25 protein-coding genes and 1 pseudogene are annotated in these 23,667 nt (G+C 72.8%); 14 read left to right on the top strand and 12 right to left on the bottom strand.

Going from position 1 to position 23,667, the window contains the following annotated elements:
• Positions 1-571 precede the first annotated feature (571 nt).
• Complete coding sequence (locus tag BGP03_RS01635; protein WP_296371559.1) at positions 572-1,756, bottom strand: DUF445 family protein; 1,185 nt, start codon at positions 1,754-1,756, stop codon at positions 572-574.
• A 218-nt stretch (positions 1,757-1,974) separates the two neighbouring features.
• Between BGP03_RS01635 and BGP03_RS01630 the strand changes: the two genes are divergently transcribed.
• Genes BGP03_RS01630 through BGP03_RS01620 form a run of 3 tightly spaced genes read left to right on the top strand, consistent with a single transcriptional unit; the run spans position 1,975 to position 5,815 of the window.
• Positions 1,975-2,883, top strand: a complete 909-nt coding sequence (locus tag BGP03_RS01630) for a hypothetical protein (protein ID WP_298797169.1) — start codon at positions 1,975-1,977, stop codon at positions 2,881-2,883.
• Positions 2,880-5,159: a heavy metal translocating P-type ATPase gene (locus tag BGP03_RS01625; RefSeq protein WP_298797171.1), complete on the top strand. Its 2,280-nt coding sequence runs from the start codon at positions 2,880-2,882 to the stop codon at positions 5,157-5,159. Before BGP03_RS01630 ends, BGP03_RS01625 begins: the two co-directional genes overlap by 4 nt.
• A gap of 38 nt (positions 5,160-5,197) precedes the next feature.
• Positions 5,198-5,815 (top strand): TetR/AcrR family transcriptional regulator, encoded by a 618-nt coding sequence (locus BGP03_RS01620; RefSeq protein WP_296371273.1) that lies wholly within the window; start codon positions 5,198-5,200, stop codon positions 5,813-5,815.
• A gap of 59 nt (positions 5,816-5,874) precedes the next feature.
• On the opposite strand, the gene BGP03_RS01615 is transcribed toward BGP03_RS01620, so the two are convergent.
• Together BGP03_RS01615 and BGP03_RS01610 are read right to left on the bottom strand one after the other, a co-directional pair.
• A complete protein-coding gene (locus BGP03_RS01615) occupies positions 5,875-6,771 on the bottom strand; it encodes an alpha/beta fold hydrolase (RefSeq protein ID WP_296371275.1) in 897 nt (298 codons plus the stop codon).
• A complete protein-coding gene (locus BGP03_RS01610; RefSeq protein WP_296371276.1) occupies positions 6,771-7,670 on the bottom strand; it encodes a diiron oxygenase in 900 nt (299 codons plus the stop codon). The genes BGP03_RS01615 and BGP03_RS01610 overlap by 1 nt, the downstream gene beginning before the upstream one ends.
• Before the next feature lie 52 nt (positions 7,671-7,722).
• Here BGP03_RS01610 and BGP03_RS01605 point away from each other — a divergent pair, with 52 nt between their 5' ends.
• The gene (locus BGP03_RS01605) at positions 7,723-8,409 is read left to right on the top strand and encodes a TetR/AcrR family transcriptional regulator (protein ID WP_298797174.1); all 687 of its coding nucleotides are present in this window, start codon (positions 7,723-7,725) and stop codon (positions 8,407-8,409) included.
• The gene (locus BGP03_RS01600; protein WP_298797176.1) at positions 8,402-8,722 is read left to right on the top strand and encodes a DUF4873 domain-containing protein; all 321 of its coding nucleotides are present in this window, start codon (positions 8,402-8,404) and stop codon (positions 8,720-8,722) included. Before BGP03_RS01605 ends, BGP03_RS01600 begins: the two co-directional genes overlap by 8 nt.
• Positions 8,723-8,782: 60 nt before the next feature.
• Here the strand turns inward: BGP03_RS01600 and BGP03_RS01595 are convergent, their stop codons facing one another.
• Positions 8,783-9,007, bottom strand: a complete 225-nt coding sequence (locus tag BGP03_RS01595) for a DUF3107 domain-containing protein (protein WP_296371281.1) — start codon at positions 9,005-9,007, stop codon at positions 8,783-8,785.
• Positions 9,008-9,113: 106 nt separating this feature from the next.
• Positions 9,114-9,791 (bottom strand): ferritin-like fold-containing protein, encoded by a 678-nt coding sequence (locus BGP03_RS01590; protein WP_296371283.1) that lies wholly within the window; start codon positions 9,789-9,791, stop codon positions 9,114-9,116.
• Between the two features lie 186 nt (positions 9,792-9,977).
• On the opposite strand from BGP03_RS01590, the gene BGP03_RS01585 reads away from it, so the two are divergent.
• From BGP03_RS01585 to BGP03_RS01575, 3 genes are all read left to right on the top strand, one after another.
• Positions 9,978-11,792, top strand: coding sequence for a DEAD/DEAH box helicase (locus tag BGP03_RS01585; RefSeq protein ID WP_298797178.1), 1,815 nt, complete (start codon positions 9,978-9,980; stop codon positions 11,790-11,792).
• 15 nt (positions 11,793-11,807) lie between these two features.
• On the top strand, positions 11,808-13,115 hold the full coding sequence (locus tag BGP03_RS01580; RefSeq protein WP_298797180.1) for a hypothetical protein: 1,308 nt from the start codon (positions 11,808-11,810) through the stop codon (positions 13,113-13,115).
• 68 nt (positions 13,116-13,183) lie between these two features.
• On the top strand, positions 13,184-13,966 hold the full coding sequence (locus BGP03_RS01575) for an oxygenase MpaB family protein (protein WP_298797182.1): 783 nt from the start codon (positions 13,184-13,186) through the stop codon (positions 13,964-13,966).
• Here BGP03_RS01575 and BGP03_RS01570 read toward each other — a convergent pair.
• The 5 genes from BGP03_RS01570 to BGP03_RS01550 are packed head-to-tail and all read right to left on the bottom strand — an operon-like array spanning position 13,929 to position 16,731.
• A complete protein-coding gene (locus BGP03_RS01570) occupies positions 13,929-14,243 on the bottom strand; it encodes a hypothetical protein (RefSeq protein WP_296371290.1) in 315 nt (104 codons plus the stop codon). The genes BGP03_RS01575 and BGP03_RS01570 overlap by 38 nt on opposite strands.
• A complete protein-coding gene (locus tag BGP03_RS01565) occupies positions 14,240-15,064 on the bottom strand; it encodes a PD-(D/E)XK nuclease family protein (RefSeq protein WP_296371291.1) in 825 nt (274 codons plus the stop codon). The genes BGP03_RS01570 and BGP03_RS01565 overlap by 4 nt, the downstream gene beginning before the upstream one ends.
• 18 nt (positions 15,065-15,082) lie before the next feature.
• A complete protein-coding gene (locus BGP03_RS01560; RefSeq protein ID WP_296371293.1) occupies positions 15,083-15,958 on the bottom strand; it encodes a PHP domain-containing protein in 876 nt (291 codons plus the stop codon).
• A 17-nt stretch (positions 15,959-15,975) separates the two neighbouring features.
• Complete coding sequence (locus BGP03_RS01555; protein WP_296371295.1) at positions 15,976-16,512, bottom strand: PH domain-containing protein; 537 nt, start codon at positions 16,510-16,512, stop codon at positions 15,976-15,978.
• Between the two features lie 3 nt (positions 16,513-16,515).
• The gene (locus BGP03_RS01550; RefSeq protein ID WP_296371297.1) at positions 16,516-16,731 is read right to left on the bottom strand and encodes a TcpD family membrane protein; all 216 of its coding nucleotides are present in this window, start codon (positions 16,729-16,731) and stop codon (positions 16,516-16,518) included.
• A 48-nt stretch (positions 16,732-16,779) separates the two neighbouring features.
• Here BGP03_RS01550 and BGP03_RS01545 point away from each other — a divergent pair.
• Positions 16,780-17,169 (top strand): annotated as a pseudogene (locus BGP03_RS01545) (NUDIX domain-containing protein); the annotation flags it as partial.
• A 7-nt stretch (positions 17,170-17,176) separates the two neighbouring features.
• On the opposite strand, the gene BGP03_RS01540 reads toward BGP03_RS01545, so the two are convergent.
• The gene (locus BGP03_RS01540) at positions 17,177-17,680 is read right to left on the bottom strand and encodes a MaoC family dehydratase (protein WP_296371561.1); all 504 of its coding nucleotides are present in this window, start codon (positions 17,678-17,680) and stop codon (positions 17,177-17,179) included.
• A 224-nt stretch (positions 17,681-17,904) separates the two neighbouring features.
• Between BGP03_RS01540 and corA the strand changes: the two genes are divergently transcribed.
• Together corA and BGP03_RS01530 are read left to right on the top strand one after the other, a co-directional pair.
• On the top strand, positions 17,905-18,975 hold the full coding sequence (corA, locus tag BGP03_RS01535) for a magnesium/cobalt transporter CorA (protein ID WP_296371565.1): 1,071 nt from the start codon (positions 17,905-17,907) through the stop codon (positions 18,973-18,975).
• Between the two features lie 17 nt (positions 18,976-18,992).
• Positions 18,993-19,979, top strand: coding sequence for a DUF5914 domain-containing protein (locus BGP03_RS01530; protein WP_296371298.1), 987 nt, complete (start codon positions 18,993-18,995; stop codon positions 19,977-19,979).
• A gap of 26 nt (positions 19,980-20,005) precedes the next feature.
• Here the strand turns inward: BGP03_RS01530 and BGP03_RS01525 are convergent, their stop codons facing one another.
• The gene (locus BGP03_RS01525; RefSeq protein ID WP_296371300.1) at positions 20,006-20,809 is read right to left on the bottom strand and encodes a class I SAM-dependent methyltransferase; all 804 of its coding nucleotides are present in this window, start codon (positions 20,807-20,809) and stop codon (positions 20,006-20,008) included.
• A 58-nt stretch (positions 20,810-20,867) separates the two neighbouring features.
• Between BGP03_RS01525 and BGP03_RS01520 the strand changes: the two genes are divergently transcribed.
• The 3 genes from BGP03_RS01520 (at position 20,868) to BGP03_RS01510 (ending at position 23,596) form a co-directional block, all read left to right on the top strand.
• Positions 20,868-21,464, top strand: a complete 597-nt coding sequence (locus BGP03_RS01520) for a metallophosphoesterase (RefSeq protein ID WP_296371301.1) — start codon at positions 20,868-20,870, stop codon at positions 21,462-21,464.
• On the top strand, positions 21,464-22,309 hold the full coding sequence (locus tag BGP03_RS01515) for a chromosome partitioning protein ParB (RefSeq protein WP_296371305.1): 846 nt from the start codon (positions 21,464-21,466) through the stop codon (positions 22,307-22,309). Before BGP03_RS01520 ends, BGP03_RS01515 begins: the two co-directional genes overlap by 1 nt.
• Before the next feature lie 141 nt (positions 22,310-22,450).
• Positions 22,451-23,596: a hypothetical protein gene (locus BGP03_RS01510; protein WP_296371306.1), complete on the top strand. Its 1,146-nt coding sequence runs from the start codon at positions 22,451-22,453 to the stop codon at positions 23,594-23,596.
• The last annotated feature ends 71 nt before the right edge of the window (positions 23,597-23,667 follow it).

Genomic DNA, 23,667 nt, shown 5'->3' with positions numbered 1-23,667 from the left:
TGGCCGATCACCGCCCTGGCCCGTGACACCCGCCTGCGACACCAGCCTGCGCACCGATGACGTGTGGCGGTCGACCCGCCCCCGGTCGAGTACGGCCACTCCCGCGAGACCACGCACCGCCCGGACCCGGCCGGCTACACCTGAGTACGGCCACCGCGCCTCCCACTCCCCGCTCTCCCGCGGCCCCGCGGCCCTGCCTCATCGCGACCGGTCGGGTTCGCACTGACCGGCGCGAAAGCCACCGAACGCCACGTCGTGGTCCCGGCCTGGGCGCCGACCCCGCCCTGCTGGCGGGCCGCCACCACCAGGTCACGATCGCGGACAAGAACCACCACGGCCGCGGGCCCGGTTCCTCCGACCACTCCGCCAGACCATCGAGTCGATCCTCGACACCACCAAGGGGGCAGCTCGATCTCGAAGAACACGGCGGACACACCATCACCGGTGCCGCCGCGCGGGCCTACCAGCGACCACCCGCCCCGACCGCCGCGATCGGGCACAACGACCACACCGGCCAACCCGTCCAACGATCACTCTCGGGCCCACGACCATCGACCTTGGCATCATGCGTCTAGTGGGTGAGGTACTCCACCATCAGCAGCTGCAGCTCCCCCACCGCGAAGCCGAGCAGCGCACCCACCGTGATGAGGATCCACTCGTCCTGCTCGAACGCCGGTCGCAGCAGGCTCTCGAACTCCTCCGGTGAGAGCTCCTGCATCTTCCGCACCAGGGTGTTGCGGATGTCCATCGCGTCCTCGGCGTAGTCCTCGACGTACAGCATCGTCTCGGGCAGCGCCGCCATCACCTGCGAGCTGACCGCCCGCTTCATCTCCTGGTACCTCGTGCTGCCCACCGCGAAGACGAGCAGCGGGCGCGCGATGCTGGTCTGGGCGTCCAGCACCTGCTGCACCTCCTTCTGCACCATCGCGAACAGCCGGTCGGACATCGGCCCGCGCAGCACGGCCTGGATCACGTTGTGCGGGGTGATGATCTCCTTGGCGATCAGGGCGCCGTAGGCGGCGGCGACCTCCTTGCGGCGCTTGAGGAACAACCCCTGCCACTCGAACAGGCCCAGGTAGCGCCGGGGTTCCTTCGGATTGAAGATCATCTTCAGGGCGAGCCAGTCGGTGAACCAGCCCGTGACCAGGCCGAAGATCGGCATGATGATCGGCAGCCGGAACACCGCCCACGCCACCATCTGGATCAGGCCGATGACGAAACCGAAGTAGATGCCGGCGCGCCGGATGAACGCGAACTCCTGGTCGCCGGCCTCCCGGAAGATGCGGTTGAGCAGCACCTTGTCCTTCACCAGGTTGGTGACGACCATGTCCTTGAGGTCGAAGACGTTGTCGATGTCGTCCTTGACCGAGTCCATCATGTTCTGGACGATCTGCGGCGCCTGCTTCTGCACCCGCCCGATGACGATCCGGCGCACGGCCTCCGGGATCGACTCCCACAGCCCGGGCTGGAACTGGATCGCGACCTGCCGCGTGATCTCCTCGATGTTGTCCAGGAGCGGCTTCTCGATCTCCTTGGCCACCCGCTCGGCGTCGAGGCGCTCGAAGACCTCCTCGGGACTGATCAGCTTCTCGGTCATCGTGTCGCACGCGATGCTCGCCATCCGGGCCGCCCGCCGCGGCACGATGCCCTGCCAGCCGAACACCGGCGGCTTCCCGACGAACTCGACGGGTTTGAACATCATCTCGATGGCGAGGATCTTGGTGACGTAACCGATGACCGCGGCCAGCACCGGCATCGAGAGGTAGACGTACCAGTTCGTGCCGAAGTCCCGGAGGATCTCTTCCACGTCACCCCCCGAGCCCCGTTACCGGCGGTTACATCCGGCACAGGAAACGTGACCGACACCGCAGCTGTCAATACCCCCCGCTCGTATCTTCTCGGTGAACGGGGAGATCGAACGGGCCCCGCGCACCGTTGAGACAGACGAGGGACGCGAACGGAGGCGGGCACGGGATGCAGACGGCGGTACGGATGGGCGGGTACGCGGCCGCGCTCGCGCTGGCCTTCGGCGCGGCGTGGGGTGTGGGTGCGGCCACCCGGCCACCCGTCGCGCCCCCCGCGCCGGCCGCCGACACGTCGGGGGTGGACATGGGCGACATGCACGGGCCCGTTGTCGACGGCCCGTCCACCGCTCCCGCCACCGTCGACCTCACCACCGGCGGGCTGGCGGCCACCGCGGGCGGGTACACACTCGTCCCGCAGGCGACGACGTTCGTCCCCGGACAGCCGGGGCAGGTCGCGTTCGCCGTCGCCGGCCTCGACGGCAGGCCCGTCACGGCGTTCGACCCCGCGCAGATGCAGCTCTCGGTGGTCCGGCGCGACACCGCGGGCTTCCAGCAGCCCGCCGCCGTCCTCGGACCCGACGGCGTCTGGCGCGCACCGCTCACGCTGCCCGCCCCGGGGATCTACCGCCTCTACGCCGGCTTCACCCCGTCGGGCGGGCACCGGCTGGTGCTGGGCACCGACCTGTTCGCGCCCGGCGACTTCGCTCCCGTCCCGTTCGCCCCCACGCGGGTGGCGCAGGTGGACGGCTACCAGGTGCGGCTCGACGGCGACCTCGTCACGGGACGGTCGTCGCAGGTGTTCGCCACCGTCACCCGCGACGGGCGGGCCGTCACCGATCTCGAACCGGTGGGCGGCTCCTTCGGCGACCTGACGGTGCTGCGGCGCAGCGACCTCGCCCAGATCCCCGTCGACCCCGGGGAGAGCCCCGCCCCGGCGCCCGACGACCGCTCCGGCCCCGGCATCGCGTTCACCACCCGCGTGCCCACCTCGGGCGGCTACCGGGTCTTCCTGACGTTCCGGCACGCCGGAGCGCCGCACATCGCCGAGTTCACCCTGACCACGAGGGAAGGATCATGACCACCGTCACCCAGGTCGAGCTCGTCATCGGTGGCATGACCTGCGCGTCGTGCGCCAACCGGGTGGAACGCAAGCTCAACAAGCTCGACGGGGTCACCGCCACCGTCAACTACGCCACCGAGAAGGCGCGCGTCGAGTTCCCACCGGAGCTCGGCACGGACGCGCTGGTCGCCCAGGTGGAGGCGGCCGGCTACACGGCCGAGCTGCCGGCCCCGCCCGCCGCCGAGGAGGAGGTCGCCCCCGCGGATCCCACCCGGCCCCTGCGCGACCGGCTCGTCATCTCGGCCGTGCTGGCCGTGCCGGTCGTGCTGCTGGCGATGGTGCCCGCGTTGCAGTTCACCTACTGGCAGTGGATCTCGCTCGTGCTCGCGGCGCCCGTGGTGGTGTGGGGCGCGTGGCCGTTCCACCGGGCCGCCTGGACGAACCTGCGCCACGGCGCCGCCACCATGGACACGCTCGTGTCGATGGGCACGCTCGCGGCCCTGGGATGGTCGCTCTACGCGCTGCTGCTCGGCACCGCGGGCGTGCCGGGCATGACGCACCCGTTCACGCTGACCGTCGAGCGGGGCGGTGGCGCGGGGTCGATCTACCTCGAGGTGGCCGCGGGCGTCACCGTGTTCATCCTGGCCGGGCGCTACGTGGAGGCGCGGTCCAAGCGGCAGGCCGGGGCCGCCCTGCGCGCGCTGCTCGACCTCGGCGCGAAGGATGTCACGGTACTGCGCGGTGGCCGGGAGGTGCGGGTGCCGGTCGGTGAGCTCGCCGTGGGCGACCGGTTCGTCGTGCGGCCGGGTGAGACCGTCGCCGCCGACGGTGTGGTGGAGGACGGCAGCTCCGCCGTCGACGCGTCGATGATCACCGGGGAGTCACTGCCGGTGGATGTCGTCCGCGGCGACGCCGTGGTCGGCGGCTGCACCAACAGCTCCGGACGGCTGGTCGTGCGGGCCACCCGCGTCGGCTCCGACACCCAGCTCGCCCGCATGGCCCGGCTCGTCGAGGACGCGCAGAACGGCAAGGCCGCCGTCCAGCGCCTCGCCGACCGCGTGTCGGGGGTGTTCGTGCCGGTCGTCATCGTGCTGGCCGTCGCCACGCTCGGGTTCTGGCTCGGCTCCGGCGCGGGGGCCGACGTCGCGTTCACCGCCGCCGTCGCCGTGCTCATCATCGCCTGCCCGTGCGCGCTCGGCCTGGCCACGCCCACGGCGCTGCTGGTCGGCACCGGACGCGGCGCGCAGCTCGGGGTGCTCATCAAGGGCCCGGAGGTGCTGGAGTCCACGCGGCGGGTCGACACGGTCGTGCTGGACAAGACGGGCACGCTCACCACGGGCCGGATGTCGCTGCACGCCGTGCACGCCGCCGAGGCGGTCGACTCCGGTGAGGCCCTGCACCTCGCGGCCGCCGTCGAGCAGGCCTCCGAGCACCCCGTCGGCCGTGCGATCGCCGCCGCCGCGCAGGAGCGGTTCGGCGAGCTGCCGGGGGTGTCGGAGTTCGACAGCCTGCCCGGACTGGGGGTGCGTGGCCTCGTCTCGGAGCTCAGCGGCGACGTGGTCATCGCGCACGCCGTGCTCGTCGGGCGTCCGGCGCTGCTGGCGGAGCACGACGTCGCGATGCCGGAGTCCCTGAGCGCCGATGTCGAGCGGGCCCAGGAAGAGGGCCGCACCGCCGTCGTCGTCTCCTGGGACGGCGTGGCGCGCGCCGTGATCGTCGTGGGCGACAGCCTCCGCGCCGGCAGTGCCGACGCCGTGCGCCGGCTGCGTGAGCTGGGGCTCACGCCGATGCTGCTCACCGGGGACAACGCCGAGGCGGGCGCCACGGTGGCGGCGCTGGTCGGCATCGCCCCCGAGGACGTGGTGGCCGGGGTCCTGCCGGAGGGCAAGGTCGCGACGATCACCCGGCTGCAGGGCGAGGGGAAGGTCGTCGCGATGGTCGGCGACGGCGTCAACGACGCCGCCGCCCTCGCCACGGCCGACCTCGGGCTGGCCATCGGCACGGGCACGGACGCCGCCATCGAGGCGAGCGACCTGACGCTCGTGCGCGGCGACCTGCTCGCCGCCGTCGACGCCATCCGGCTCTCCCGGCGCACCCTCGCGGTGATCAAGGGCAACCTGTTCTGGGCGTTCGCCTACAACGTGGCGGCGCTACCGCTCGCGGCCACCGGGCTGCTCAACCCGATGATCGCGGGGGCCACGATGGCGTTCAGCTCGGTCTTCGTCGTCACCAACAGCCTGCGGCTCCGCCGATTCCGCAGCGTGATCCCACCCGAAGGAGCTACCGGCGGGTAAGGTGGGCCGCTCAGCACGCGAAGGGGACGGTGCCGCCGATGACAGACGTAAGCACGCAGCGGGGCGCTCGTCTCTCCCGCAGCGCTCGCCGGGCCCAGCTCCTCGTCGCCGCCCGCGACGTCTTCGCCGCTCAGGGCTACCACGCGGCCGCGATGGACGACATCGCCGAGAAGGCCGGCGTCAGCAAGCCGGTGCTCTACCAGCACTTCCCCGGCAAGCTCGAGCTCTACCGGGCCCTGCTCACCACCTACGCCGACGAGCTGGTCGGGCGCGTGCAGAAGGCCATCGTCGCCACGAGCAACAACCAGGAGCGCGTGCACGCCGCGGTGTCGGCGTACTTCGACTTCGTCGCGGGCGAGGGCCACGCGTACCGGCTGGTGTTCGAGTCGGACCTGCGCGGCGAGCCCGAGGCCGCGGCGGTGGTGGACGGCGCGCTCACCCGCTGCATCGACACGGTGGCCTCCGCCGTCACCACCGACGCCGGTATGGACCCCGCCCGCGCGCGGCTGCTGGCCGTCGGGCTGGTGGGACTGAGCCAGGTCACGGCGCAGTACTGGCTCGACTCCGAGCAGTCGGTGCCCCGCGACGAGGCCGTCGCCCTGATGTCGAGCCTGGCGTGGCGCGGCCTGGCCGGCTTCCCGCTGGTCCACGACTGACCCACCCAGCGGTGGGCCGTGCCGCTGCCCGGGGAGCCGGGACAGCGGCACGACACCCCTCAGCCGGCGGCGGATCCCGCCGTCGCCAGAGCTCCGTTGACGAGCGCGCTGATGCGGCCCGCCACCCCGGCCGTGCGTTCCACGGGCAGCATGTGGCCCGAGCCGGGGAAGATCGACAGCGACGCCGACGGCAGGGTCGAGACGATCCGCCGCGACAGGCGCACGGGCGTCAGGCGGTCCTTCGACCCGGCGAGCACCACCGTCGGGATGCCGGCGAACGCGGCCAGGGCGGTGTCGCGCTCGTGGGCCTCCAGCGCGGCCCGGAAGCCCGAGACGGTGAGCGGGCGGCACTGCGCCACCGACTCGACCGTGATCCGCGTGGCCTCGGGACCCGGCCGGGGTCCGAGCAGCAACCAGCGCAGGGCCGGGGCCAGCACCTTCGGGTTGCCGAGCTTGCGACGCGTGGCCCAGCCGCGCGAGGCGTAGAGGCGGGGTTCGGTCCTCTGCAGCACCGCGGCCGCACGGGCGGGCAGGCCCAGCGTGTGCCCGGCGAGCCCGCCGCTCGCGGTGGCCACGAACGCCACGCCCTTCACGCGCCCGAGCAGCTGCGGGTGGCGCTCCGCGAGCGCCATGACCGTCATGCCGCCCATGGAGTGCCCGCCCAGCACGAGCGGGCCCTCCGGGGCGACGGCGGCGATCACGGCCGCCATGTCGTCGGCGAGCTGCTCCAGCGTCATCGTCGACGGGGCGACGGCAGCCGAGCGGCCGTGCCCGCGGTGGTCGAACCGGACGACCCGCGCCGGCGTGCCACCCACCAGCGAGCGGGTGACGGGACCCCAGGTGCGGCTGTCGAGCGTCCAGCCGTGGGCGAGGACGACGGTGACGGGGGCGGCCGCGGGCCCGTCGATCTCGACGTTGAGGAGAGCGCCGTCGGCACCCTGGACGATCCGGCCCATCAGACCAGGTACGCCTTGCGCCAGAGGAACTCCGCCGGCCCACCGATGATCTTCTGTTCGCGCAGGAACGGCACCAGCTTGCGCGCCGACCAGCGCAGCGTCTCCTGCCAGTGCGGGTTGGCCAGCGCGGCCTTGCGGCCGACCTCGGGATCGATGCCCACGGACTTGTAGACGTCCGGGTGGATGAGGTTGCGCGCCACCACGAACGCGATGCGGGCCGAGAGGTACTGGCCGACGGCGAGCTGCGCGCGGTTGGTGGTCGGCATGATCCGCGTCAGCTCCTCCTTGGCGTAGCGGACGTGCCGGGCCTCCTCGGTGACGTGGATCCTGCTGACCATCCGGGACAGCGGCTGCACCGACTCGTCGCGCATCGACTCGCGCTGGAGCTGGTCGAGGATCTCCTCGACGAACAGCGTGCCGGCGAACATCGCCGGGCCGTAGCCGACGGTCTTGAAGAAGCGCCCGAGGTTGTGCGTGAGGGCCTTGGGCGCGTAGTCCGGCACGCCGTAGCGCTCCGTCATCTTCGCGAACATGATCGAGTGACGGCACTCGTCGGCGATCTCGGTGAGCGCGTACTGGACGTGCTTGGTGCGCGGGTCGAGGTCGTAGGAGTAGCGCAGCAGCATCTGCATGAGGATCATCTCGAACCACAGACCGATGCGGGCCACGCTGCAGACCTCGTGGAAGGTCAGCGTCCTGCGCTGCTCCTCCGTGAGGCCCTCCCACAGGTCGGTGCCGTAGAGCGAGGAGCGGTGCTGGGGCATGCCCCACTTGGTGGGGTCGAGCGGCGCGTCCCAGTCGATGTCGATACTGGGCTCGTAGGAGTGGTCGAGCGACGATCGGAGCAGCCGCTCGGCGGTGGCCTCACGGTCGTTGACCGGCTTGGTGGGCGCACTCATCGGGCGCTCCTCTCGCTTGCTGTTACCGCTGGTAACTGTTACCACTGGTACCGTGCCGCGAGAAAAGCCTCCTGTCAACCCCGAGCGGGAACCCGCCAGCCGCGAGACCCGGCGGGCCGAACGCCGCGCGGAGATGGTCGTCGCCGCCATGGACGCCGTGCGGACGCACGGGCCGGCCGTGTCGGTCGCGGAGATCGCCGCGAAGGCCGGCATCACCAAACCCGTGCTCTACCGGCACTTCTCCGACCGCGCCGACCTCCAGCGCGCCGTCGGGCAGGAGGCCGTGGCCCTGCTGATGACCCGGATGGCGCCCGCGCTGGCCGTCGAGGGCGACCCGCCGGCGCTCATCCACGGCATCGTCGACGCGTTCCTGGCGGGCATCGAGGACGAGCCGGAGCTGTGGCGCTTCGTGGTGCACCACCCGATCGAGCGAACCACCGGCGCCGAGCTCGTGGACGACGCACGGGAGCAGATCGCCCGGCTGATCACCACGCTGCTGGGTGAGCGGCTGCGCGCGCTGGAGCTCGACTCCGGCGGGGCCGAGGCCTGGGCGCAGGGGCTCGTCGGCATGGTGCAGAGTGCGGGCGACTGGTGGCTGGAGCGCCGCACGATGAGCCGGGCGGCGCTGACCGGCTACCTGAGCTCGATCATCTGGGGCGGCCTGGTGAACGTGTTCCAGGTGGAGGCGCCCCACGCCACGCTGCGGGTCGTGCCCCGGACGGGAGAGAACGGTGGATGACGACGACGGCTACGCCGGCCCCGCGACGCTGACCGTCGACGGGCGGGACCTGCCGGTGCAGGTGCTGCTCGACGCCCGCCACGAGCCGCAGGACGGGAAGCTGCACTGGTTCGGCCGCATGACGCTCGAGGGCGACCCCAGGGAGCCCGCGCTGCTCAGGGCGTTGGCCTCCACCACGAGCCGCATCGAGCTCAGCACCGCCGCCGGTCGGTCGGAGGCGCGCATCGGCGACCTCGACCCCTGGGGCCGCTACCGGGTGACGGGCGTGGGCACTCCGCCGTTCGCGGTGGACGACCCGACCCTCGACGACTGACGTCACCGACGCCGAACGCCCCGGGACCGACGGCCCCGGGGCGTTCGCGTGGTCGGGTGCTCAGCCGATGGCGAAGCCGACGCGGCGCCCCTCCTCGGGGGCGATCTCCACGTAGGCGATCGACGTCGAGCGGATCACGTACTTGCGGCCCTTCTCGTCGACCAGGCGGAGCAGGCCGTCGCCGCTGAGCGCCTCGTCGACCAGCGCCGCGACCTCGTCGGCGGACTGCTCACTGGCCACCACGAGCTCGCGCTGACTCTCGGCGATGCCGATCTTGACGTCCACCGGTGGAACCTCCTGGTCGTGGCGGGGGTGGTGCTTGTTTCCGCTCAGGCTAGTCGCGCGGCGGAGCCGCGGCCGCGCCCGGGCGTCCGCCGTGCGCGAACCCGGCTCAGTTGAGGCCGAGCTTGGCCATCCGCTTGCCGTGGTTGGACTGCAGCCGCCTGAGCAGCGTCGCGATGCCGGAGACGTCGCCGGAACCGGACATGATGAAGTCGGCGAGCTCGTCGCGCTCGGCCACGATGTGCTGGGCCTGGGTCACGGCCTCGCCGAGCAGCCGCCGCCCCCACAGGGCCAGCCGGTCGCGCACCTGGCGGTGCGACGCGCACGCCGCGTGCACCTCGCGCTCCGCGAACGCGCTGTGCCCGGTGTCGGCGAGCACCCGCTGCACCAGCTCGCCGGTGGGCCCGGGCAGCCAGCCCGCGATCTCGCGGTAGAAGTCGGCGGCCAGGCCGTCGCCCAGGTAGACCTTGACCAGCGATTCGAGCCAGCTGCGCGGCGCCGTGGACGCGTGGTAGCTGTCGAGCGGCCCGACGAAGGGCGCCATCGCGTCCTCGACGGGGACACCGAGACCGGCGAGGTGCTCCTCGAGGAGCCGGAAGTGGCCCATCTCGGCGGCGGCCATCTTGGCGAGCGCCGACCGCCCGCTGATCGACGGGGCGGTGCGGGCGTCCTCCGCGAGCCGGTCGAACGCCGACAGCTCGCCGTAGGCCAGCACCCCCAGCAGATCGACGGTGGCCCGCTCCGCCCCGGCGTCCAGAGCGGCTTCCCCGTCGGCAGCAGTCACCATGCCCGTGAGCCTAGTGCCCGCGACCAGCGACGACGTACCGCAGATCACGCGATCTCCCGCGCGCCCGGCATCGGTCCTCGCCGGGCCACCGGGTAGGATGCAGCTCAGTGCAGCGCCCGACGTGGGTGCGCGCTCCTGCGCGGTCGGCGATCGGAACTCCGGGAACGGGCCGCAACGACCTGGTGCGTGCAGCGCCTCGCCGGTTCTCCCGCCCCTCGCGGTGGTCGACGAACCGGCCCCGGCATCTGTGCGCGGAGAGAGGCGATCATCCTGTCCGTCGACAACGACATCACACCCGAGAACTCGGAGATTCTCGACGAGGCCCACCCCCTGCAGGGTGACGCGCCCGTCAAGCCCGAGTCCCCCACCTTCGCCGAGCTGGGCGTCCGCCCGGAGATCGTGAAGGCGCTGGCCGAGGCCGGCATCGAGCGCACGTTCGCCATCCAGGAGCTCACGCTCCCCCTGGCGCTGGCCGGCGACGACATCATCGGCCAGGCCCGCACCGGCATGGGCAAGACGCTCGGCTTCGGCGTGCCGCTGCTGCAGCGCGTCACGCCGCCGTCGGAGCAGCCGGCGGCCGACGCCGACGGCGAGGCCGCCGACCGCACCAAGGACGTGCCGCAGGCCCTCGTCGTGGTGCCCACCCGCGAGCTGTGCGTGCAGGTCGCCAAGGACATCGCCGACGCCGGCAAGCACCTCGGCGTGCGGGTCACCGCCATCTACGGCGGCCGCGCCTACGAGCCGCAGCTGGCCGCCCTGCGCAAGGGCGTCGACGTGGTCGTCGGCACCCCGGGCCGCTTGCTCGACCTGGCCGAGCAGCGCCTGCTCGTGCTCGGCCGCGTCAAGGCCCTCGTGCTCGACGAGGCCGACGAGATGCTCGACCTGGGCTTCCTGCCCGACGTCGAGCGCATCATGCGGATGCTGCCCGAGCAGCGCCACACGATGCTGTTCTCGGCCACCATGCCGGGCCCGATCATCGCGCTGTCCCGCGCGTTCCTGAACCGGCCCACGCACATCCGCGCCGAGGAGTCCGACCAGGGCTCCACGCACGAGACCACCCGCCAGCTCGTCTACCGCGCCCACGCGATGGACAAGGTCGAGCTGCTCACCCGCGTGCTGCAGGCCGAGGGCCGCGGGCTCACCATGATCTTCGCCCGCACCAAGCGCACCGTGCAGCGCGTGGCCGACGACCTCGCCGACCGCGGGTTCGCCGCCGCCGCCGTGCACGGTGACCTGGGCCAGGGCGCCCGCGAGCAGGCCCTGCGCGCGTTCCGCTCCGGCAAGGTCGACGTGCTGGTGGCCACCGACGTCGCCGCCCGCGGCATCGACGTCAGCGACGTCACGCACGTCATCAACTACCAGTGCCCCGAGGACTCCAAGACCTACGTCCACCGGATCGGCCGCACCGGCCGCGCGGGCAAGGAGGGCGTGGCCGTCACGCTGGTGGACTGGGACGAGCTCCACAAGTGGAAGACGATCTCCGACGACCTGTCGCTGGGCATGCCCGAGGCACCGGAGACCTACTCCACCTCCGAGCACCTCTACACCGACCTGAACATCCCGGCGAACGCGAAGGGGCGCCTACCGCACTCGCAGCGCACCCGCGCCGGCCTGGACGCGGAGTACGTCGACACCGAGGGTGACCACGGTGGTCGCAAGCGCAGCGGCGAGCGCGACCGTCGGGGGGCCAAGCCCGCGGAGGACGAGGTCGTCGCCCCGCGCCGGCCCCGCCGCGAGCGCAGCCGCACCCGCAGCCGGGGTGGCGTGCCCGCCGACGGCACCGCCACCGACGGCGCCACCGACGGCGCCACCGAGAACACCGTCAGCGCGGTGCCCGACGCACCGGCCGAGGCCGGCTCCGGGCCCGCCGCGGACGGGGGCACCGAGGGTGCCGCCAAGCCGCGCCGGCGCCGTCGCCGCGGTGGCGCCCGCCGCCGGGGCGAGGCCGGTGGCGAGGGCGGGTCCCAGGACTCCCCCGCCGACGATGCGGCCGCGAGCTGAGGCAAGCTCGACCGCGTGACCCACAGTTCGACGCCCGAGGCCCCGCCCACGCAGGAGGTGGTGCGGGGCCGCGTGCGTCCCGAGCGCCGGCGCCGCGGTGACGTGATCGCCGTCGCGGTGATCGCGGTGGTGGTGCTCGTCGGGGCCGTGGTGCTGTGGCGCACGAGCCCGGTGGTCGCCACCACCGACAGCACCGCCGCCACGCCCATCGCCGCGCCACCCCGGGCCGGTGACGTCCCCGCGGGCTTCGCCGAGGCCTGGCGGGCCGCCAGCGGGGCCACCCCGGCCCCGGTGGTGTCGGGCCCGGCCGTGGTCACCGCCGACGGCTCCACCGTGATCGGGCGCGACGCCGTCAGCGGGGCGGAGCGGTGGCGCTACTCCCGGGACATCCCGCTGTGCACCGTCGGCTCCGGCTTCCCGAGCGCCGACAACGGGGCGGGCCGGCTGCTCGCGCTCTACCAGGGACCCACCGGCTGGTGCAGCGAGCTCACCGCGCTGCGCCCCGACACCGGGGCCCGCGCCGCGTCCAGCAACCCCGACGTGCACCCGGGCACCCGGCTGATCGCCGACGGCACCTTCGTGGCCGCCACGGGCTCGGACTACCTCGAGGTGTGGCGCTCCGACCTCGTCCGCACGCTCGAGTACGGCGCGGTCCCCACCCCCGTGCAGGTCGGCGTGCAGCCCCGCACGGGCTGCACCTACGGCTCCACCGCGCTCATGCAGTCGCGGCTGGGCCTGATCGAGCGCTGCCCCGGTGAGACCACCGACCGCCTCACCGTCGTCACACCCGACGGGTCGGGCGGCGCGGAGAAGCCGCAGGTCGAGTTCTCGGTCCCCCTTCCGCCATCAGCACTGCCGTCCGCCGGGGCCACCGTCGTGGCGCTGTCGGCAGACCGCGTCGCCGTCGCTCTCCCCGCCCCGACCCGGCTGATGATCCTCGACCGGACCGGCCGGCAGATCGGGCTCATCTCCCTCGACGTGCCCGACGCCGACCTGGCCCGGTCCGTCGCGGTCGCCCCGACCAGCACCGACGGTAACCGCGTGTACTGGTGGACGGGCTCGGCCACGGTCGCCCTGGACGCCGCCGACCTGGCCCCGGTGTGGACGGCTCCCGGCACGCTCGGCCCCGCCGTCGCGTACGGCACGGGGCTGCTGGCCCCCGTGCCCGGCGGTCTCGTGGAGCTCGATCCCCGGCGCGGCACGGTCCTGCGCACGATCCCGCTGCCGGGCGCCGGCGGCACGGCGCCGGTGCGGCTGGCCGTTCAGGGCGACATCCTGCTCGCGCAGCGGGGCTCCGAGGTCGTCGCCTACCGGCCGTCGTGATCGATTCCCAGTGATCGATTCCCCATGATCGATTCGCGGTCCCGGGATCCGGCGACGAGGCTGGAACGGTGATCACGGACGACGGCTACTTCCCGGCCGGCAGCGCCACCCGCCGTGTGATCGGCGATCCGGCCGCCCTGATCGGCGGCTTCAGCGCCCTGTTCCTGCAGACCCTGCATCCGCGCGCGATGGCGGGGGTCGACCAGCACTCCTCGTTCCCGGACGACTTCTGGCCCCGGCTGGAGCGCACCGCCGGCTACGTCACCACGCTGGCGTTCGCCGACAGGGCCACCGCCGACAAGGCCGTCGCGCGCGTCCGCGGCATCCACCGCCACGTCCGCGGCATCGACACCGTGACGGGCCGCGAGTACTCCGCCGACGACCCGGACCTGCTGCGCTGGGTGCACACCACCGAGGTCAGCTCGTTCGCCGCCGCCGTGCGCCGCCTCGGGCTCATCGACGACGCCGAGCAGGACCGGTTCCTCGCCGAGCAGGTGCGGGCGGGCGCGCTGCTGGGGGCCACCGACCTCCCGGCGTCGCGCGCCGAGGTGGACGCCTACTTCGCCGACGTCCGGCCGGAGCTGGTGGCGAGCCCCATCGCGAAGCGGGCCGCCCGCCGGCTCATGCTCGCGCCGCTGCCGAAGCGGGCCGAGTTCCTCACGCCCGCCCGCCCCGGCTGGACCGCCGTGGCGGCCATCGCGATCGGGATGCTGCCACCGTGGGCGAAGGAACTCTACGGGCTGCCGCGCGTGCCGGGCGCCGACCTGGCGACCACCATCGGCCTGCGCACGCTGCGGGCCGGTCTGCTGACGTTCAGAAGAGCCACTGGGCGGCCAGCACCGCCGCGGTGACGGCCACGACGCCCACCGCCGCCGCCGCGCCGCGGGCACCGGCCCGCCGGTCGGCATAGACCTGCGCCGCCACCGCGGCCACGGCTGCCACGGAGTCCCAGACGAGCGTCGAGGCTCCCGGGCCCACCGAGCCCGTCCGGTCGGCGACGAACCAGGCCACGTACAGCGCCACGGCGAGCGCGGCCAGCCCGCCGGCGAGCAGGCCGGAGAACCCGCGCAGCCAGCCGGCCCGCGCGCGGGTGGTCGGTGCCGATGACTCGCTCGCACGCTCCCTCATGGCGCCAGCAGGGCCCAGGAGGCCGGCTCGGGCGCCGCGGCCCGGCCCTCCGGGCAGTTGCGGCGGACGTCGCACGTGCCGCAGTGCTCGGCCGGGCGTGGCGGGAACAGCTCCTCGGCGTCGCCACCGCCGTCGAGGGCGTCGGTGGCGTCGGCCAGCTCCCCCGCCGTACGCTCGGCGGCGCGGACGTGCTCGCGCAGGGAGTCGCGGTCGTGGCGCCACGCCGCCACCTCACCGGTGGGCACGTGGTGCAGCTCCACCTGGGTGCACGTGCGCCGCAGCGTGCGCTCGGTGGCCACCGCGTAGAGGGCCAGCGCGCGGGAGCGGCGGGCGTCGTCGACGGTGGGGGCGCGGCCCGTCTTGTAGTCGACGACGACGAGCTCCGGGCCGCGACGGTCGATGCGGTCGACGCGGCCCTCGGCGACGATGCGCCCGGTGGCGACCGACACCCACTGCTCGAGGCCGACGGCGTCGTCACCGGCGGCGTGCTCCGCGTAGTCGGCCACCCAGACGCGAGCCCGTTCCCGGTAGCGGCGGGCCTGCTCCGCGTCGCGGAAGCCCTCGCTGCTCCAGCTGCGGTCGACCAGGGCCGCGGCCCGCTCGGGCGTGCGCTCGGCGGCGGGCAGGGCGAACAGGGCCCGCAGGGCCAGGTGCACCACCGCCCCGAGGGTGGCGTGCGCCCACGCCCCGCCGCGGGGCGGGGACGGCTTGTCGAGGTAGGTCATCCGGTAGCGGCGTGGGCAGCCACCCCACGTGGCGAGCCGGTTGGGCGTGACCCGGACGAGCCGCGGCGCCTCGAAGTCGAGACCGAGCTGCGTCATGCCCCCACCGTATCGAGTTCAGCCCGTCAGCATCTCGACGCCCGCCGCGCGGGAGACGAGGTCGTCCAGCGCGTCGGGGACGGTGGTCTCCGCGGCGATCGGGGTGGTCTTGTTGGTGCCGTGGTAGTCGCTGGAGCCGGTGACGACCAGGTCCAGGTCGGCGGCCAGGCCGCGCAGCAGCTCACGGTCCTCCGGGGCGTGGTCGGGGTGGTCGACCTCCACGCCCGCGAGGCCCTTCGTGGCCAGGTCCGCGATCACCGACGGCTCGACGACCCGCCCGCGCCTGCGGGCCAGCGAGTGCGCGAACACCGCCACCCCGCCCGCCGCGCGCACCATGTCGATCGCGGTCTCGACCGGGGTGTCGGACTTCGGGACGTAATACGGGCTGCCGTTGTGCAGCAGCTTCGCGAACGCCTCGTTCACCGACTCGACCACGCCCGCGGCCACCAGCGCCCGCGCCAGGTGCGGCCGTCCGGCGCTGGCCCCGTCGCCCACCAGCGCGAAGACCGTGTCGACGTCGACCGGGTAGCCGTCGGCGGCCATCTTCTCGGTGATCTTCCGGAGCCGCTCCACGCGCTCGTCGCGCAGCCGGAGCTGCTCGGTCACGATCGCCTCGTGGGCGGGGTCGAACAGGTAGCCGAGCAGGTGGATCGACACCGGCCGCTCGCCCTCGCGCCCCGTCGGGCTGACGCAGGAGAACTCCGCACCGCGCACCAGCCGCATCCCCGCGGGCAGCGCCGCGGTGGCCTCGTCCCAGCCGCCGGTGGTGTCGTGGTCGGTGATCGCCAGGACGTCGACGCCCGCGGCGGCCGCGGCGGCCACGAGTCCGGCCGGGCTGTCCGTGCCGTCCGAGGCGGTGGAGTGGGTGTGCAGGTCGATCCGGGGGGAGGGCACAGGGCAGGCTAACCCGATCAGCGGCGCCAGCGTGGACGGGCGAGCATGCCCGTGGCGCGGGTCTTGCCCTTCTCGCCGAACACCAGCTCCGACAGCGCCTCGTACACCTCTTCGGGCCGGGGCAGGTAGTCGATGCGGTTGAGCGCCTGGATCTGGCCCGCCGACTCGACGATGATCGTGCCGTAGCCCATCAGGCGCCCGCCCAGCGAGCGCTCGAAGGTGAGGTCGGTGACCTTGCCCAGCGGCATCATGCCGACCTTGTGCACGATGATGCCCTGCGCGAGCATCACCCGTTTGTCGGTGATGACGATGCGCTCGATCCACCACAGCATGGTGAGGACCGTGAAGCGCAGCACGGCCACCAGGGCCAGATAGAACGTGATGTTGTCGAACAGCACGCTCTCCGGCAGATAACGCTGCGCGATGACCAGTACCAGCAGGAACAGCGCGGTGGCCGTCATGTGGTTGGTCATGAACGCCCAGTGCTGACGCACGCGGATCACCCGACGCTCCGTGGGGAGCAGGTACTCGTCGATCTCCCGCGGGGCCAGCACGGGCTAGACGATCCTGGTGAAGAACCGGGTGACCGACTCCGCCGCGTTCTTCAGGATGCTGCCGATGTTCTGCACCGAGTTGGCCGCATTGTCCGGCTGGGTGACCACGAAGAAGATGAGCAACGCGATCACGAGTAGCCCAACGATCTTCTTCACGTCCACTGCTTTCCACCGTTCTGCATGACGAAGCCAACCCCCGACAGCTGATTTGTACCGCACCCGGCCGTCCGTGGGTATCCGGCACGCGGGCCCGTATGGTCACGATCGATGACCGAAAGTAGCGACAGCGTCCCCTGTGTGGGGGGTCTCGCCTACGACGCCGACGGGCGGATCCTGCTCGTCCGGCGGCGCAACGACCCTGGTCGGGGCCTCTGGTCCGTGCCCGGTGGACGCGTCGAGGCGGGCGAGTCCGACGCCGAGGCACTGGTGCGGGAGATGCACGAGGAGACCGGTCTCACAGTGCGGCCCGGCGAGCTCGTCGGCCGGGTGCAACGGGGCCCGTTCACCATCGCCGACTACCGCTGCACCGTGACGGGCGGCGAGCTGCGCGCCGGCGACGACGCGCTCGACGCGCGCTGGTGCGACGCGGCCGACCTGGCGGCGCTCCCCCTCGTCGACCTGCTCGTGGAGACGCTGGCGGAATGGGGAGCGCTGCCGGATCGGATCAGACCTGGGGAACGGGACGGCCGGGCTGCTCGCCGCCGCGCGCGTCACCGTAGGACTTCTTCGGGATCATGACCTTGCGGCGGAACGTGCAGACGACCGTGCCGTCCTGCTTGTAGCCGCGCGTCTCCACGTAGACGACGCCCCGGTCGTCCTTCGACTTCGACGGCGTCTTGTCCAGCACCTCGGTCTCGCCGTAGATGGTGTCGCCGTGGAACGTCGGCTTCGTGTGCTTGAGCGACTCCACCTCGAGGTTGGCGATCGCCTTGCCCGAGACGTCGGGCACCGACATCCCCAGCAGCAACGAGTAGATGTAGTTGCCGACCACCACGTTCTGCTTGAACTCGGTGGTCTCGGCCGCGTAGTTCGCGTCCATGTGGAGGGGGTGGTGGTTCATCGTCAGGAGGCAGAAAAGGTGGTCGTCGTACTCGGTGACCGTTTTGCCCGGCCAGTGCTTGTAGACCGCGCCGACCTCGAACTCCTCGTAGTACCGACCGAACTGCAACGCTGTCGCCTCCATCGCCGATGACCCTGGTGAAGGCGTAATCTATCCCGCGGTACGGCGATCTTGCTGTGTCGCTCGACTCAGGTGGAGGAGGTGAGCGCGGTGCCGACGGCACCCGGTTGCAGTAGTCGCCGCGCCCACGACACGGAGCCCGCCTAGGCCTCCCGGATTCGGGGCGCGTGATCCGCCTCGTCCCGCCTGTCCGGAGGTCACCCGTGCCTGCCCTGTCCTCGATCCGTCCTGTCATCCGGGCCCGCCGCCCCGTCGTGCCGCTGCCCAAGCTGCACGTGCCCATGTCCGCCTACGTGGTGGACTGCGCCGTCTACATCGACGGCAAGCGCCTCGACGGCCGCTGGACCCACGACGCCGCCATCGCGGAGGTCCGCCGCCGCGACGAGGGGTTCGTCTGGATCGGGCTGCACGAGCCCACCAACGACCAGATCAACGCCATCGCCGAGACCTACGGCCTGCACGAGCTCGCCGTCGAGGACGCGGTGCACGCGAAGCAGCGCCCCAAGCTCGAGCGCTACGACGACAGCCTGTTCATGGTGCTCAAGACGGTCGGCTACGTCGGGCACGCCGAGCCCACCACGGCCACGGAGCTCGTGAAGACCGGCGAGGTCATGGCGTTCGTCGGCGCCGACTTCGTGGTCACGGTCCGTCACGGCGACCACTGCGGCCTGCACAAGGTGCGCGAGGCGCTGGAGGCCGACCCCGAGCAGCTGGCCCTGGGCCCGGCGGCGGTCCTGCACGCCATCGCCGACCACGTGGTGGACGCCTACATCGCGGTCACCGACGCCATCGAGACCGACATCGACGAGATCGAGGCCGAGGTCTTCGAGCCGAAGTCGCAGATGGACTCCGAGCAGATCTACGTCCTCAAGCGCGAGGTGCTGGAGCTGCGCCGCTCGGTGGTGCCGCTGACGGGGCCGATCCGCAAGCTCGCCGAGGGCTACAGCTCGCTGGTGCCCCACGACGTGCGCTCCTACTTCCGCGACGTCGACGACCACCTCGCGAACGTCACCGAGCGCGTGAGCGGCTTCGACGAGCTGCTCACCACCCTCGTCGACTCGGCGCTGGCCAAGATCAGCATGCGGCAGAACAACGACATGCGGAAGATCACCGCGTGGGCCGCGATCATCACGGTGCCCACGATGATCGCCGGCATCTACGGGATGAACTTCAAGTACATGCCCGAGCTGGACTCGCCGTACGGCTACCCGGCGGTCTGGCTGGTCATCCTGGTGTGTTGTGGCACGCTCTACCGCAACTTCAGGAAGAACCAATGGCTGTGAGGCCCTAGCCTGACGGGGTGAACGACCGACCGGTCAATCCCCTGCGCAGGCTGCGCCGTCCCGCCTGGGACCAGCAGCGACCGACCTGGGCCGACGCGAAGCCCGGGCAGATCCGCGCCGCGCTGCACCGGGCCCTCGCCCGGCCGTCGGGCGGCTGGTTCGTGCTCGCCGGCAGCCGTGAGGTGCGCCCGGGCAGGGCCTTCGGCCGCGTCGTCGCCGGGCGCGAGCTGGTGGCGTGGCGCGACGACGACGGCGCCCTGCACGTCGGGCCCGGCGCCTGCCCGCACCTGGGCGCCGCGCTGTGCGACGCGCCCGTCCACGAGGGGCAGCTGGTGTGCCGCTGGCACGGGCTCGCCCTGGGCGCCGCCGGGCGCCCCGGCTGGCGCACGCTGCCCGCGCACGACGACGGCGTGCTGGCCTGGGTGCGGCTCGACGACCTGGCGGAGGGTCCGCTGCTCGACGCGCCGGTGCTCGGCCCGCGCCCGCCGGCCGGGCGGAGCCTGTCCGCCGTCGCCACCGTGATCGGGCACTGCGAGCCCCAGGACGTCATCGCCAACCGGCTCGACCCCTGGCACGGCGACTGGCTGCACCCGTACTCGTTCGCCGGGCTACGGGTGGTGTCCACCCCGCCCGCCGACCCCGATCCGGCCGAGGACCGACTTCTCGTCGAGGTGACCTTCACGGTCGGGAAGCGGTTGGGGGTGCCGGTGTTCGCCGAGTTCAGCTGCCCCGACCCCCGCACGATCACGATGGAGATCGTCGACGGTGAGGGCGCGGGCTCGGTCGTGGAGACGCACGCGACGCCGCTGCGCCCGGAGCCCGACGGTCGTGCCCGCACCGCCGTGATCGAGGCCGTCGTGGCCCACTCCGACCGGCCGGGCTTCGGTCACGCCCGGCGGGTGGCGGGGCTGCTCCGTCCCATGATCACCTCCACGGCTCGGCGGCTGTGGCGCGACGACATCGTCTACGCCGAACGCCGCTACGAGCTGCGGTCGCGCCGCTAGTCCCCGCTAGTCCCCGCTAGTCCCCGCTAGTCCTTCGTCAGGTCGATGCCCTCGGGCGGGGTCGGCGCGTCCGGGTCGTCCGCCGTCGGCGGCACACCGGGGCTGCGGCCCAGGAAGGTGTGCACGATGTGCTGCTGCCAGCCCGGCACCGTCTGCACGCGCACGTCGTCGAAGCCGGTGGCGTGCATGCGGGTGGTGAGGGCCTCGACGCCGTCGAAGTCCAGGACGCTGCGCCAGAGGTAGCGGTAGAGGTCGGCGGAGCCGGTGCGGATGCGTCCCATCGGGATGATCACGCCCCAGCAGACGGCCGTCCACACCGCCCGGCTGCGCGCGGAGTCGGCCACCGAGTACTCGTGCAGCGCCAGCGGCGCCCCCGGCTTGAGCAGCTTGCGGAAGCTGCGCAGCGCCGCGTTGCGGTCGGTGAGGTTGCGCAGCAGGTAGGCCGCCATGATGCCGTCGTAGGGCCCGGTGACGACCCGCTCGAGCTCCTCGGCGTTGCCGTGCACGAACCGCACGTGCGCCGGCCACGTCTTGCGCCGCGCCTGCGCCAGCATCTCCACCGACGCGTCGACGGCGGTGATGTCGGCCTGGGGGGCCGCGTCGAGCAGCGCCGCGGTGGACGCGCCGGTGCCGCAGCCGAGGTCGAGCAGCCGCAGCCCCGCGCCGTCGCCTCCGATGCCCATCCGCTTGGCCGACATCCGCAGGTGCTCGTGGTAGCCCGGGTTGGCGTTGACGAGCTTGTCGTAGTTGCGGGCGTGCACGTCGAAGGAGCGTGACACGTTGGTCTGGTCGATCCGGCCCGGCTGCGGACCGGGCTTGGAGGAGCTCACGCAGGCCATCCTGACGCATGCGGCGCCGTCGTGCGCGCAGACCCGTAGCGTGTCCTCGATGGTGCGGGCGCTGGCGGTGAGCGACGAGGTGGAGCCGTGGGCGCTGGTCGTCGCCACCGCGGAGCCCGGGGTGGATCTCGTCGTCGCCGCGGGGGACCTGCCCTTCGACTACCTCGCGGGCATCGTCGACCGCATCGACCGGCCCGGCGTGCTCGTGCCGGGCAACCACGACCCCGAGATCGACGGCGCTCCCCCGGCGGGCTGGGTCGACGCCGACGGGCACGTCGTCGATGTCGGCGGGCTGCGCATCGCCGGGCTGGGCGGCTGCGTGCGCTACCGACCGGGTCCGAACCAGTGGACGGAGCGCGAACAGGCCCGGCGCGCCCGCCGGCTGGTGCGGCGGGCGCGGCGGGCCACCCGGCGTGACGGGCGCGGCGTCGACATCCTGCTCACCCACGCCCCGCCCCGGCACTGCGGCGACCGGGAGGACGGTCCCCACCTGGGCTTCGAGTGCCTGCACGACGTGGTCACCGCGTTGTCGCCGCGCCTGCTGGTGCACGGGCACATCCACCCCTACGGTCGGCCCACCCCCGACCGGCTGGTCGGCACCACCCGCGTCGTCAACGTCGTCGGCCGACACCTGTTGGAGCTCTAGTGGTGGACACGGGCTATCCCCGGGCCGACGCGCAGAACGACTTCAGCCGGATGCGCCGCCGCGCCGTGCTCTCGCGTCTGGCCGGCTGGCTGCGCCGCGAGCCCGACGACGTGTCGGAGATCCTGCCGTTCGACGAGGTCGTGGCCGCGCTGGGCCGCACCGGCGAGCGGGACCTCGGGCTGTTGGTGATCGACCTCGACACGATCGTCGGCAGCGTCGACCGGGTGGGCGACTTCGACCGCTGGTTCCGCCCCCGGTCGGCGGTGAGCCGGGAGCGCTGGGAGCGGCTCGACCTGGCTCGGCGCCGCGGGGAGAGCATCCCGCCGATCGACGTCTACCGGGTGGGCGAGCTGCACTTCGTCCGCGACGGGCACCACCGCGTCTCCGTGGCGCACGCGCTGGGGCTGCGCACCATCGACGCGTTCGTCACGGAGGTGACCACGGTCGTCGACGCCACCGGCATCGCCCGCCGCGGCGATCTGATCACGAAGGACCTGCGACGGGTCTTCCTCGACCGCGTCCCCCTGCCCGGCCCGGCCCTGTGCACGATCCTCGTCACGTCGGCGTGGTCGTACGCGGTGCTGAGCGAGACCGTCGAGGCGTGGGGGTTCCGGCTCATGCAGCAGGAGGCCCGCTACCTCGACCGCGAGACGGTGGCCCGGCGCTGGTACTCCGAGGAGTTCCAGCCGGTGCTGCGGATGCTGCGCGACGCCGACCTGGTGGGCGAGCGCACCGACGCCGAGGCCTACCTGCACCTGGCCGCCCAGCGCTACCGCCTGATGCGCACCCACCGCTGGGACGAGAACGTGGTGGACCGCCTGCGCGCCGACAGCATCGACGGCTAGGACAAATCGCGGTCACAGATACGTAACGTCTGGGTCACGGCCACCGAAGGACCGGCAGTGATAACGGAAACCGGACATCGCCGGACATCCGGTCGGCTGCACGGTCTCCGGCCCCGAGGTGCGTTCCAGCTGTGGATCGTCGTGCCGGTTCTCGGCTGGGCCACGCTCTACTGCCTCAAGTGGCTGGGCCTCGGGGCGCTGGCCCCGGACACGATGGCCGGCTACTACAACGCCAGCGCCTACTGGGTCTCCTACCGGGACGGCTTCGTGCGGCGCGGACTCCCCGGAGCGGTCCTGGAGGGGATCCTGGGGCATCCACCGGGCGTGATGGCCGCCTCGGTGGTGGCCGCCCTGCTGGTCGTGCTCGTGCTCGCGGCACTCGTCCTGCTGACGGCCGCAGCCGTCCGCGCGACCCCGGACGCGCAGGACCGGCTGGTCGTGGCGGCACTGGTCCTCGCCTCACCGTTCACCTTCACCCTCGCGGTGATCAACCGCGGCCGGTACGACGCGGTGGTCGTCGTGTGCGTCGCCGTGATCGTGCTGCTCGCGAGCCGGCGGACGCTGCCGCTGATGCGCGTGCTCGGGATCTCCCTCGCCGTTGTCGCCGGGGCCGGTTCGCTCGAGATCTCGCTGGCCTTCCTCGCCCCGCTCGCGCTGCTCGCCGTCCTGCCCCTGGGCCGCACCCCGGTTCAACGGATCGGCTGCGGGGCGATCGCCGTGCTACCGGGCCTCGCCCTGGCCGTGGTGTCCCTGGCCGTGCACCCGAGCGTCGGCATGCTGATCACCATGATGGAGCGGGAATCGGCGACCGGGTTCCCGCTGTCGCGGTCCGAGGAGAACTCGATCTCGGCACTTGGCCAGACCACGGGGGACGCGCTGGCCCACACCGTCGGCATCTCGCCGTGGACGATCCTGTTCTGCGCGCTGGTGCTGGGCGGCTGCTACGTCCTCACCGCCTCCCTGCTCTGGGCGCGCCTCGGCCACCCCCGCCGGTACTGGGCCCTCGCCCTGATGAGCCTCTACGCCCTCGCGGCCCTGGGGCTCAGCGCCGTGGGCGACGACTACCGGCGTTGGTGGGGCTTCGCGTTCGTCGCGATGGTCGCGAGCCTGGTGCTGCTCCGGCGGGGAGCCGTGACGATCCCCGCGCCGCGGCATGCCGAACCGCCCCGTCGACGACTCGTCGCGGCCGCACTCCTCGTGTCCGCCGCCATGGCGCTCTTCCCCATCTGGCCCACCTGGGACCAGCCGGCGACCGGCGCATCGATCGACCAGATCCAGCAGCACTAGCGGCACTAGGAGGCTCCTGAATTAGCGCTGTATGCAGTCTTGGGGACGGTCAGGGTCCCTCAAGGCCGTCT

The organism is Pseudonocardia sp. 73-21, from assembly GCF_001899645.1.
In the GTDB taxonomy this organism is placed as follows: Bacteria; Actinomycetota; Actinomycetes; order Mycobacteriales; family Pseudonocardiaceae; genus Pseudonocardia.
This window is presented reverse-complemented; position numbering and strand designations above follow the sequence as displayed.